The following is an 11,280-nucleotide window of genomic DNA, read 5'->3' on the forward strand; positions in this document are numbered from 1 at the left end:
ATACACTTACGTGGGTGGTGGGGTGGGGGAGCGGGCCGGTGCGGCCTTCAAAATTCGCTCTTTCGCGAATTTTGAATCAGACTCAGAAACACCCCCATCTGATCACCTCAATCGCGGAATTTCAGCACGCGCAACAGGGTCGCGCCGGTCTGGTGGCGGTATTTGGCGCGCTCACCCGACCCGGCCTCTTCTTGCGCGACGGTGGTCTGCATATAGGCCTGATAGGCCTGTTCGCGCTTGTCGGTTTCCGCCTGGTCGGCAAAATGGGCAAACCGGGTGACCAGATAGATATCCGGCTCGCCGGGACGCCGATATTCGTTTTCGAGAATTTCATAGCCGGTGATCCAGCCCTGTTTCAGCGCGAATTCTTCGGATTTGCGCCAGATCGACGCCAGATGTTTGGCGTAATCGAGGAAATGGCCGTCATCGATCGAGATCGAATCGACCTGCACATAGTCGCCCGAGACCAGCGGGAATTGATCCGCATGCGCGGCGGAAAACGGCACGACGGCAAGCGACAGCGCGGCAAGCGCCACGCAGGTTTTGATTGTCATGGGATCTGCACTCCGAAATAAGCGCGAACGACAGTAACCCCCAACGCTCGCGCGGATGATTGCTTCGGTGCCGGTGCAACCCTTTGAACGACTCGAACCCCTTGGCGAGGCGCAGGCTGCGCCCTGCCCTGCCATCCGTCAATCTTGCCCGAAAATGCCCACTTCGTTCAGCCCGCTGCTGTCGGCGCGGCCCCGGAACATGCCCGGCGTGGTGAACGCCAGCGCGGTTTCGCCCTGTGGGGTGACCACGATCACCCCGCCGACCCCGTCCATGACACCGATTTCGGCCAGCACGGTGCGCGCCGCCTGATCCGCGCTTTCGCCGGTCAGCCGCATGCGCGCACAAATCTCGTGCGCAGCCCCGGCGCGGATGAACTGCTCGCCCGATCCCGTGCAACTGACCGCGCCGGACCGGTCGTCGGCATAAGTGCCCGCACCGATCAGCGGCGAATCGCCGATGCGGCCCCAGCGCTTGCCGGTCAGCCCGCCGGTCGAGGTGGCCGCCGCGACATGCCCCGCCGCATCGCGCGCCACGGCACCGACGGTGCCGTATTTCATCCCCGCGTCAAACCAGCCGTCCTTGCGCGCTTTCAGCTCTTCCAGTTGGCGCAGGCGTTCGGGGGTGGCAAACCAGCCGGGATCGACCGCTTCGACACCATGGTCGCGCGCGAAGTCCTCGGCCCCGGCGCCCGACAGGAACACGTGCGGCCCTGCCTCCATCACCGCGCGCGCCAGTCGCACCGGGTTTTTGGTATGGGTGATCGCGGCCACCGCGCCGGCTCCGCGCCCGTCGCCGGCCATGATCGCCGCATCAAGCTCGTTGGTGCCGTGATACGTGAACACCGCGCCGCGCCCGGCGTTGAAATGGGGGTCATCCTCCAGCGCGACAACCGCTGCCGTCACCGCATCGAGCGCACTGCCACCGACTGCCAGCACGGCGCGCCCGGCCTCCAGCGCGGTGTTCAGCCCCGCCTCGTGCGCGGCGATCGCGGTGGCATCAAGGGTGTCGGGGGTCATCGATCCGGCGCCGCCATGGATGGCGATCGCCCACTTTGGCGTTGCGTCTGTCATGCGCGATCCGATAGCAACATTCGCACGGAGGGGCGATGACCCAGTTGCACATTCGCGAAGATGACGTGTCGGGCCCGGACATCCGCGCGCTGGTCGCGCTGCACCTGGCGGGCATGCAGGCCAACAGCCCGCCCGACAAAGTCCACGCGCTGCCGGTCGCGGCGCTGCGCGCGCCCGGTGTGACATTCTATTCCGCCTGGGCGGGCGAGACGCTGGCCGGGATGGGCGCGATCCGTCATCTGGAGGCCGATCACGGCGAATTGAAATCGATGCGGGTGGCGCCTGCATTCCTGGGCCAAGGCGTGGGCGAGGCGATGCTGCGCCACCTGCTCGATGTTGCGCGGACACGGGGATATGCGCGGGTCAGCCTGGAAACCGGGCGCGGCGCGGCGTTTGAACCGGCGATCGCGCTCTATCGCAAATACGGCTTTGTCGCGTGCCCGGCGTTTGCCGACTATGTGCCCGACGACTTCAGCCAGTGCCTGACGCTGGAATTAGCCTAGCGTCTCGGCCAGCCGGAACCCGATCGCCCCGGTTGCGATACGCGGGTTGTAGCCCTGTCGCCGCCGGGTCCGTGCCCGCTCGCACGATCCCGCATAGTCGCCGCCGCGCGTCACGCCATGTTGCCGGGTTGGCACGGCGGCCACCAGTTCGGCCACATTGCCGGCCATGTCGGACACGCCAAACGGCGATTCGCCGCCGGCAAATGCCCCCACCGGCGATGTCTGCATCAGCGCGCATTCGCGCGTGTTGCACAAACCCGGATCAAACCGGTTGCCCCATGGCCAGGCCAGCCGCGCCGGGCCCGCAGCGGCATATTCCCATTCCGCCTCGGTCGGCAGGCGAAACGCCCGACCGGTGCGCGCCGCCAGCCAGGCGGCATAGGCTTCGGCACACGTGGCCGCCACGCCATGCACGGGATGGTTGGAACGCTCTGCCGGATAGCGCGCCTCGATCCAGCCGCCGGGCAGCCGATCATGGCCGGTGGATTCAACAAACACGCGGTATTCGCCATTGGTGACGGGAAACCGTGCCAACGCATAAGGCGCCAGACGGACGCTGTGACGCGGCTGTTCGACGGCGATCCACTGCTCGACGATCCCCATCAGGGCAAGCCCCAGCGCACGTTGGTCCATCTGCGCCGGATCGAGCCCGATCGACACCGTGCCGCCGGCGATCGCGATCATGTCGGGGGCCAGCGGCGCAAGGCGCGGATCGCCAACCAGCGCCAAGACCTGCCCCGCCGCAATCCGCACCGGCAACGCAATCCGGGCATCGCCGATCATCGCCGCCAGCAACGGCACCGGCGCCCCGCGCAAATCGGCTATCGCGGCCGCAACCCCGTTTTGCAACGCGCCGGGGCCACAGCGATCGGGGGCCGCGATCGGCGCATCATGCCCCGCTATCTGCCAGCGCAAGGGTTGGGCGGTCATCGTCGCGCTCCTGCTCGGGAACGCGGTTGGCGCATGCCCTGGTCAAAGAACGGCTGGATCCGCCGATTTTGAAGCGTACCTGCCCGATCGGGCAGGACAAAGGCGCTGGTCTTTGCCCGATCGCCGGGTAAACACGCCCAGACGAGGTGCCGGTGCGGTCAGGGGTGGCCGTTGCCGCTGCGACAGCCCCGGTTCACCTTGACACTGTCAGAACAGGACCGCCGATGGACCGACGTCCGCCGTGCGCACCAAGGAGGACACATGACGCCCATCACGTTTGCCGGAACGGCGCTGCCCGTTCGGCCCGTCACGCTTGCCCTCTTCACGCTGATCGCATCGAGCGGTGTCGTGGCCCACGCCGCCGATCCCGGCAAAGCCGCCTGCATGCCAGATGCCAAGCGACTGTGCGCCGCCGAAATGCAATCGCTCAGTCGCACCAAAGTGCGTGCCTGCCTGATCGCGCACATCGATCAGACGGGGCCGACCTGCCATGATTTCATGATCAAGGCACGCGCTGCCGCATTGGCCGAACACAAGCCGGATTCTACGACCCGATGATCCCTGCCCGCCTGCTTGGCCTTGGGCACGCCACCCCCTCGCACGACCTGCCGCAAGACGTCGCGCGCGATTGGGCCAGAATTCAGTTTGCCGACCGTTTCCCTGCCTTTGAACGCATGGCCCCGGTGTTTGCCAACGCCGGGATTGCCCATCGCCAGATCGCCATGCCCGTTGAATGGTATCTGCAACCGCAGGACTGGGCGACACGCACCGCGGCCTATCGCCAGATCGCGCGCGGGCTGTTCATCGATGCCGCGCGCGATGCGATCGGCGCAGCGGGGTTGACCGCCGATGCGATCGATATCGTCGTGACGGTATCGTCAACCGGCATCGCCACCCCCAGTCTGGAAGCGCTGGCCCACGCCGAACTTGGCCTGCGCGCCGACGTGGTGCGCGTGCCGGTGTTCGGCCTGGGCTGTGCCGGGGGGGTCAGCGGGCTGGCGCTGGCGGCGCGGCTGGCGGCGGCGACGCCCGGCGCGCGCGTGCTGCTGGTGGCGGTGGAGCTGTGCTCGCTGTCGTTCCGGCAGGACCAGCTCAGCAAATCCAATGTGGTGGCCACCGCGCTGTTTGGCGATGGCGCGGCGGCGGCGGTGCTGTCGACGCAAGGTCCGGCTGAGGTCGCGGTGGTTGCCGCTGCTGAACATCTGTGGCCCGGCACGCTCGATGTGATGGGCTGGGATGTCGCGCCGCATGGCTTTGGCGTGATCTTTGCCCAATCGATCCCGGCGCTGGTGGCAGGCCATCTGCGCTCCGCGATGACCGGGCTGTGCAATCGGATGGAGGTCGCGCAGGGCGATATCGGCCGGTTCGTCTGCCATCCCGGCGGTGCCAAAGTGATCGAGGCGCTCGAAGCGAGCCTCGATTTGCCGACCGGCACGCTGGACGACGAACGCGCGGTGCTGGCCGACCATGGCAATATGTCGGCGCCGACGGTGCTGTTTGTGCTGCAACGGCTGCTGGCGGGCAAGGGCCTGGCCGACGATCGTCCGGGCATGCTGCTGGCACTGGGGCCGGGCTTTACGCTCAGCGGCGCGCTGGTGATGCCCGTGCCATGATTGCCGAACTCGCTCTTGGCTATGTAACGCTGGCGCGGCTGGTGGAAATGGCGCTGGCGCGACGCAACACCGCGCGGCTGCTGGCCAAGGGCGGCCATGAAGTGGCCGGCGGGCACTATCCGCTGATCATCGCGATGCATGTGGGCTGGCTGGCAGGACTGGCCTGGCTGGCGCCGGGGCGCGCGGTGACGACCGGCTGGCTGGTGCTGTTTGTGCTGCTGCAACCGGTGCGGATCTGGGTGATGGCCGCGCTGGGGCCCCGCTGGACATCGCGGATCATCGTTGTGCCGGGCGAAACGCTGGTGCGATCGGGCCCTTATCGCTTCATGCGCCATCCCAATTATGCGGTGGTGGTGGGCGAAGTTGCCAGCCTGCCACTGGCGTTCGGGTTACCGTGGATGGCATTCGGGTTTTCCATCGCCAATGCCGTGCTGCTGACCATCCGCATCCGCGCCGAAGATGCGGCGCTGCGCCCATTGCGATGACCCGCGCGCGCGCCTCTGGCCTGGTCTGGGCGGGCTTTGCGCTGATGTGCGTGGCGCTGTTCATGGCCGTGCTTGATGTGCAGATCGTGCTGACCGCGCTGCCGACGATCCAGCAGGCGTTGCATATCGATGCCGATGCGATGAGCTGGATCCAGACCAGCTATCTGACCGCCGAAGTGATCACCATCCCGCTGTCGGGGCTGTTGACGCGCGCGCTGGGCCTGCGCGGGTGCCTGGTGCTGGCGGTGGCGGGGTTCACGCTGGCCTCGCTCGCCTGCGGGATCAGCGACGGGTTTGCCGTGCTGATTGTCGCGCGCACGGTGCAGGGATTGTTTGGCGGAGTGATCATCCCGTGTGTGTTCAGCGCGGTGTTCCTGTTGTTCGGCCCGCGTGACGAACCCCTGGCGACCGGGATGGCAGGGATTGCGGCGATGCTGGCCCCCACGCTGGGGCCCTGGCTGGGTGGATGGCTGACCGTCCATGCGGGTTGGCCCTGGCTATTCTTCATCAATCTGGGGCCCGGCATCGTCGCCACGCTGGGCATGGCGTGGCTGGTGCCGCGCGGCGCCAGCGCGCCCGCCTTGCTGCGCCAGCTTGACCGGGTGGGGCTGGTGCTGCTGGCGCTGGCAATGGTCGGCATCGAGGTGGCGCTGAAAGAGGGTCCACAGACCGGCTGGACCGGATTTGCCACGCTGTTGCCGGGGTTGGGCGGGATCGCCGCGCTGGGGGCGTTCGTCATGCGCTGTCTGCACACGCCCTTGCCGCTGGTCGATCCGACGGCACTGGGCGACTGGCGCGTGGCGCTGGGCACCGGATGCAACGCGGTGCTCGGCGCGACGCTCTATGGGTCGACATATCTGATGGTGGTGTTTCTGGGACTGGTGCGCGGTCTCGACGCGCTGGCGATCGGCCAGACGGTAGTCCTGACCGGCGCGGCGCAACTGATCAGCGCGCCGGTTGCGGTCTGGGCGGAAAAGCGCGTGCCCCCGCTGCCGTTCTGCCTGATCGGCTTTGCGCTGTTCGGTCTTGGCTGCTGGGCCGATGTGCGGTTGACCCCCGACAGCGGCTGGCAGGCGCTGATCCTGCCGCAGGCGCTGCGCGGATGCGCGCTGATGGTGTGCATTCTGGGCACCACCCGGCTGGCGCTCGGGCATCTGGCGGCAGAGGCCGTGGCCAATGCCAGCGGACTGTTCAATCTGGCGCGCAATCTGGGCGGGGCACTGGGCATCGCGCTGATCGACTCTGTACTCTATGGCCAGACGCCGGGTCGTTTCACGGCGATTGTCGCCGCATTGCAACATGGCAATATCGCGGTCGCGAGTGCGCTGCACCTGCCGATCGAAGATTTTCTGGCAATGCATGATCAGCCGCTCGATGCCGATACCCGCACGCTGCTCGAACCGTTGATTACCCATCTGGCGCTGTGTCAGTCGATCACTACAACCTGGATGGTTCTTGCACTTGCCTGCGTTGCGCCTGTTGTTGCCTGTGCCATCCCTTTGATCCGCAACGGTTCGCGCAAGCCAGCCCCTTTGGGCAATCGCGGATTCTCGTAAAAGGGCGTTCCCTTTTCATCGTTCCGACGCAATCGCAGCATATGCGCGCTGTAAGCAGTGGAGGAACAACCGTGACCAAGAATTCCTTGTTGAGCCATGCCTGTCATGGCGCAATTGCGATGCTCATGGTGGGTGCCGCCCATCCGGCCCTGGCCGCCGATGCCGACCAGACCGCCACCAATCCCAATGTCATCGTCGTGAAGGGCCAGGTGCCCGCCGATCAGACCGCGCCGGAATCGCCACCGCTGACCGCGGCCTTTTCGGAAAGCACGATCACCAGCGAGACCGTGCGCAACCTGCCCAACGATGTCAGCCTGCAGACTATGCTGGCCAGCCAGCCTTCGGTGTTCGCCTATGAAACCGGGCCCAACGGGGTAGGCGCCAATATCTTTTTCCGCGCGTTCAACTCGGGCCAGTTTGCCGAAACGTTCAACGGCGTGGCGATCAACGACATCTTCAACGGCGGTGTCACCGGCCAGGCATCAACCTGGAACAGCGTGCTGTTCATCCCGCAGGATGTCGACAGCGTGGTGCTCAACAACGGCATCAACAACCCCGCGCAGAATTCGTACAACTCGCTTGGCGGCACCATCGACTTCCTGCCGCGCCAGCCCACCGAAGCGTTCGGCATGAACGCCAGCGCCACCTATGGCAGTTTCAATTCGTGGGGTCTGAACGGGTCGGTCAACACCGGCGATGTTGGCGGGTTCAAGCAACTGGTGCAGGTCGACTACCGCCAGAGCGACGGCTGGCAGGCCAACACCGCCGATGACAACATCAACGTCTATTATTCCGGCCGGCACGACGATGCCAACGGCGGCTTCCTGTCGCTGATCGCGGTGTTCAACCAGAATCGCGGCTCTGAACCCTATGCCATGCCCGTGCCGGTGCTGCAGTCCGAGGGTGGCTTTGGCATCTACAGCCCCAGCACCGATTTCCAGCATGCGCGCGACAACGAATGGATGGTGATCCTCGATCACAAAGTGGTCGTATCGCCGGTGGTCACGTTCGAGCAGAAGTTCTTTGGCGGCGGCCAGGATTTCCAGCGCACTTCGTACGGCAACCCCAACTACAACGGCACGTATCCGCTGCCCGATGCGGCGGAAACCTATGACTACTGGATCTACAATCCCAATGGTCCGTACTACAATCCCAAGACGGTGTTCGGGTCGAAGGCCGCGGGTAATGCCTATCACTTTTATGGTTATCACAACTGGGGCCTGGGCTATACGCCCAAGCTGACGCTGACTTTGCCGAACAACACCATCACCGTCGGTGGCAACCTGACCTATGGCGAATTGCACAGTCGCGAATACTGGTACGGTTCCGATCCGGTGCCCCAGACGCTGGGTTACAACGATGCCTGGGACGAACATGACAGCCGCACGCTGGCCTCGGTCTATATCCAGGACGAGATCAAGCTGCTGAACAACGCGCTGACCATCACGCCGGGCGTCAAATATACATATGCCCGGACGCAAGATACCGACGCGATCGGGTTCTATTATCCCTATGGCGGTACGGTCGGCGACACCGAACATTTCGTCGCGCCGACGGTCGGGCTGAACTACAAGTTCAACGAGCATGTGTCGATCAACGCGGCGTTCGGCCAGAACATCAAGCTGCCCGACATTTCGGCCTATTACAACGATGTACCCGGCACCACCGGGGTCCAGACCCAGCCGAGCGCGGTGCATATCAAGCCCGAACACGTCAACGACTACGAAGTCGGCGTGAAGTACAAGGCAGGCGGATTCGCCGCGGCGGTCGATTACTATCGCGAAGATTTTTCCAGCATCTTTGTCGATCAGGTGGATCCGACGACTTATACGACCATTGTCACCAACGGCGGCAACGCGCGGTATCAGGGCGTCGAGGCGCAGATTTCCGACACGTTCAGGCTGGGCGATGCGGGCACGGTCAAGGCCTATGTCAACGCCTCGTACAACGATGCCAAATACACTTCGGCGTTTGAAACCGATGCCATCGGCACCTCGCTCAGCAATGCCGAAGCCGTCGTCTATGCCGGTGAGCGGATGGCCGACGTGCCGCGCGAACTGGTCACCGGCGGGATCACCTGGAACTATCAGGGTTTCCGCTTCGATGTTGCCGGCCGGTACATCGGCTCGCAACTCAACCTTGATGACAACACCGGTCAGCCCGCGCAGTCGCCCTATGTCACCCAGATCCCCGGCTATGCGGTGTTCGATCTGGGCCTGTCGAAAACGGTCAGCTTTGGCGCGCACAGCGTCAAGCTGTCGGTCTATGCCCGCAACTTGTTCGACAAGTACTATCTTGCCAATGCCTATGTGAACAACGGCGTCGAATATGGCGCGCCGGGCGCACCGCGCAGCGTGTCGGGCAAGATCGAACTGGCATTCTGACCAACCTGGCTTGCATGCAGCAGCGGACTGGGGCACGCCTTGGCGCGTGCTTCGGTCCCTTGCCCTGTGATGTCCGCAACACCTGACCAGCTTCTCGATGCCGGTCTGGCGCACCATCGCGCGGGCGATCTGGCGGCAGCGGCGCGCTGTTACGGCCAGGTGCTGCAACGCGCAGATCGCCATGTCGAGGCATGGCATCTGCTCGGGCTGGTTCATGCACAGTCGGGTGACCATGCCAATGCGCTGGTGCTGATCAACCGCGCGCTGGCGCTCGATCCGCGCCATGCCGAGGCGCATTACAACCTGGGCAACCTGCATCGCCAGATGGGCGATCTGGTGCAGGCCGCCGCCTGTTACCGCTGCGCCATCAATGCCGATGCGACATCGGCCAAGGCGTGGAGCAATCTGGGCGCGACGCTGCGCACGCTGGGCGATACCGCAGGGGCGATCGAGGCGTGCCGCCACGCGCTGGCAATCGATCCGGGGCGGATCGAGGCGCAATACAACCTCGGCTGCGCGCTGCAGCACGCCGACCGGCTGGAAGACGCAGTGGCCGCCTATCGCGCGCTGCTGGCGCACAAGCCGCGCCATGGCGATGCACAGGCCAATCTGGGCCTCGCGCTGATGCGGCTCGATCGTCCGCGCGAGGCACTGCCCGCGCTGGAGGCGGCGGCGCGGCTATCGCCCGGGGCCGAGGCGCACATCGCCTTGTCATCGTGCCTGATCGCGTTGGGCGCCTTTGCGGCGGCGCAGGCCGCAGCCGAGACGGCGACCCGGATTGCACCCGCCGACGCGGCGGCCTGGTTGCAACTGGGCCATGCCTTGCGCGAACTGGGACAGAATGATGCCGCCAGCACCGCCTATGCCCGCGCGCAGGCTTTGGCGCCGCACTCGGCCGATGTGGCGGTGGCGCTGGCGATCTGGCGGCAGGAAGACGGGGCCCGTGACACGGCGACGCACCTGGTGGAACAGGCCTTGGCGCATGACCCCGATCATGCCGGGGCGTGGAGCCTGCGCGCCGGGCTGAAACAGTTTGTGCCCGACGATCCCGATCTGGCGGCAATCGCCGCGCTGGCCACACGGTTGGCCGACCGCCACGAACGCGGCGAAGACCTGATCACGATCGAATTTGCCTGGGCCAAGGTGCTGATGGACATCGGCGCAGCGGATGACGCATTCGCCGTGTTGTCGCGCGCCAACGCCCGGCATCGCGCGCGCATCGTCTATGATCCGGGCCGCGATCTGACGGAAATGGCCGCCATCGCGCAGGCCTTTCCAACCGCGCAGGCCATGGGCGATCCCGCGCTGCGCCCGATTTTCATCGTCGGCATGCCCCGGTCAGGCACCACGCTGGTCGAACAGATTCTTGGCAGCCACCCGGCGATCCATGGCGGCGGCGAATTGAAACATCTCGATCTGGTGCTGATGGAACAGTTCGGCGGTCGGCCCGAACCACGCGATCTGGCCGCGCTCGATGCCGCAACGCTGCAGCGGCTGGCACAGGCCTATCGCGCGCGCGCCACCGCCGATGCGCCCACCGGTCGGCGCGTGACCGACAAGATGCCGTCGAATTTCCGCCATGCGGGCCTGATCCACCGGATGTTTCCGGGCGCGCTGATCGTGCATTGCCGGCGCGCGCCGCTCGACACCTGCCTGTCGATCTATGCCACGCGGTTCGCGCAAGGACAGCATTATGGCTATGACTTGGGCGAACTTGGTGCGTACTACCGTGCCTATCGCGACTTGATGGCGCATTGGCGCGCCATTCTGCCCGCCAGCGCGCTGATCGAAGTCGATTACGAGGCCGTGGTTGACGATCTGGAAGGTCAGGCGCGGCGGCTGATCGCCGCCTGCGGCCTGCCGTGGGACGCGGCCTGCCTGGCCTTTCACCGCACCGCGCGCCCGGTGCGCACGGCCAGCGTCAACCAGGTGCGCCAGCCGCTCTACGCCACGAGCGTCGAACGCTGGCGCCCCTATGCACACCACCTCGCCCCACTGGGCCTGTAGTCCTCCCCGTGGCGGGGAGGATTACGTTACAGCTTGCTCACCAGTTCGGGCACGGCGGTGAACAAGTCGGCCACCAGGCCCAGGTCGGCGACCTGGAAGATCGGGGCGTCTTCGTCCTTGTTGATGGCGATGATGGTCTTGCTGTCCTTCATCCCCGCCAGATGCTGGATCGCGCCC

10 protein-coding genes and 1 pseudogene are annotated in these 11,280 nt (G+C 65.6%); 7 read left to right on the plus strand and 4 right to left on the minus strand.

Translation table 11 applies throughout. The annotated features are described in order from the left end of the window. Window positions 1-107: 107 nt before the first annotated feature. Window positions 108-554: a hypothetical protein gene (locus AQZ49_RS12480; RefSeq protein ID WP_067616016.1), complete on the minus strand. Its 447-nt coding sequence runs from the start codon at window positions 552-554 to the stop codon at window positions 108-110. A 138-nt stretch (window positions 555-692) separates the two neighbouring features. Then, the gene (locus tag AQZ49_RS12485; RefSeq protein WP_067616017.1) at window positions 693-1,625 is read right to left on the minus strand and encodes an isoaspartyl peptidase/L-asparaginase family protein; all 933 of its coding nucleotides are present in this window, start codon (window positions 1,623-1,625) and stop codon (window positions 693-695) included. Between the two features lie 35 nt (window positions 1,626-1,660). On the opposite strand from AQZ49_RS12485, the gene AQZ49_RS12490 reads away from it, so the two are divergent. Further along, entirely contained in the window at window positions 1,661-2,128 is a 468-nt protein-coding gene (locus AQZ49_RS12490) for a GNAT family N-acetyltransferase (RefSeq protein ID WP_067616018.1), read from the plus strand. Here AQZ49_RS12490 and AQZ49_RS12495 read toward each other — a convergent pair. Next, complete coding sequence (locus tag AQZ49_RS12495; protein ID WP_067616020.1) at window positions 2,120-3,058, minus strand: formylglycine-generating enzyme family protein; 939 nt, start codon at window positions 3,056-3,058, stop codon at window positions 2,120-2,122. The two genes, AQZ49_RS12490 and AQZ49_RS12495, sit on opposite strands and share 9 nt — an antisense overlap. Window positions 3,059-3,319: 261 nt before the next feature. Between AQZ49_RS12495 and AQZ49_RS12500 the strand changes: the two genes are divergently transcribed. From AQZ49_RS12500 to AQZ49_RS12525, 6 genes are all read left to right on the plus strand, one after another. After that, window positions 3,320-3,616: a hypothetical protein gene (locus AQZ49_RS12500; protein ID WP_067616022.1), complete on the plus strand. Its 297-nt coding sequence runs from the start codon at window positions 3,320-3,322 to the stop codon at window positions 3,614-3,616. Then, window positions 3,613-4,671: a type III polyketide synthase gene (locus AQZ49_RS12505; RefSeq protein ID WP_067616024.1), complete on the plus strand. Its 1,059-nt coding sequence runs from the start codon at window positions 3,613-3,615 to the stop codon at window positions 4,669-4,671. The genes AQZ49_RS12500 and AQZ49_RS12505 overlap by 4 nt, the downstream gene beginning before the upstream one ends. Further along, window positions 4,668-5,156 carry an isoprenylcysteine carboxyl methyltransferase family protein gene (locus AQZ49_RS12510; RefSeq protein WP_067616026.1) on the plus strand — a complete coding sequence of 163 codons (489 nt, stop codon included), beginning with the start codon at window positions 4,668-4,670 and terminating at the stop codon, window positions 5,154-5,156. The genes AQZ49_RS12505 and AQZ49_RS12510 overlap by 4 nt, the downstream gene beginning before the upstream one ends. Beyond that, window positions 5,153-6,712: a DHA2 family efflux MFS transporter permease subunit gene (locus tag AQZ49_RS12515; RefSeq protein WP_067616028.1), complete on the plus strand. Its 1,560-nt coding sequence runs from the start codon at window positions 5,153-5,155 to the stop codon at window positions 6,710-6,712. Before AQZ49_RS12510 ends, AQZ49_RS12515 begins: the two co-directional genes overlap by 4 nt. 71 nt (window positions 6,713-6,783) lie before the next feature. After that, window positions 6,784-9,096 (plus strand): TonB-dependent receptor domain-containing protein, encoded by a 2,313-nt coding sequence (locus AQZ49_RS12520; protein ID WP_197411025.1) that lies wholly within the window; start codon window positions 6,784-6,786, stop codon window positions 9,094-9,096. A 69-nt stretch (window positions 9,097-9,165) separates the two neighbouring features. Next, entirely contained in the window at window positions 9,166-11,103 is a 1,938-nt protein-coding gene (locus AQZ49_RS12525) for a tetratricopeptide repeat-containing sulfotransferase family protein (protein WP_067616032.1), read from the plus strand. 26 nt (window positions 11,104-11,129) lie between these two features. Here the strand turns inward: AQZ49_RS12525 and AQZ49_RS22310 are convergent. Beyond that, a pseudogene (locus tag AQZ49_RS22310) lies at window positions 11,130-11,280 on the minus strand (electron transfer flavoprotein subunit alpha/FixB family protein); the annotation flags it as partial.

It is taken from the genome of Novosphingobium sp. FSW06-99 (assembly GCF_001519065.1).
Classification (GTDB): Bacteria; Pseudomonadota; Alphaproteobacteria; order Sphingomonadales; family Sphingomonadaceae; genus Novosphingobium.

Coding starts and splice junctions, on each gene's coding strand:
- AQZ49_RS12480 (WP_067616016.1), bottom strand. CDS start 554: ATGACAATCAAAACCTGCGTGGCGCTTGCCGCGCTGTCGCTTGCCGTC.
- AQZ49_RS12485 (WP_067616017.1), bottom strand. CDS start 1,625: ATGACAGACGCAACGCCAAAGTGGGCGATCGCCATCCATGGCGGCGCC.
- AQZ49_RS12490 (WP_067616018.1), top strand. CDS start 1,661: ATGACCCAGTTGCACATTCGCGAAGATGACGTGTCGGGCCCGGACATC.
- AQZ49_RS12495 (WP_067616020.1), bottom strand. CDS start 3,058: ATGACCGCCCAACCCTTGCGCTGGCAGATAGCGGGGCATGATGCGCCG.
- AQZ49_RS12500 (WP_067616022.1), top strand. CDS start 3,320: ATGACGCCCATCACGTTTGCCGGAACGGCGCTGCCCGTTCGGCCCGTC.
- AQZ49_RS12505 (WP_067616024.1), top strand. CDS start 3,613: ATGATCCCTGCCCGCCTGCTTGGCCTTGGGCACGCCACCCCCTCGCAC.
- AQZ49_RS12510 (WP_067616026.1), top strand. CDS start 4,668: ATGATTGCCGAACTCGCTCTTGGCTATGTAACGCTGGCGCGGCTGGTG.
- AQZ49_RS12515 (WP_067616028.1), top strand. CDS start 5,153: ATGACCCGCGCGCGCGCCTCTGGCCTGGTCTGGGCGGGCTTTGCGCTG.
- AQZ49_RS12525 (WP_067616032.1), top strand. CDS start 9,166: ATGTCCGCAACACCTGACCAGCTTCTCGATGCCGGTCTGGCGCACCAT.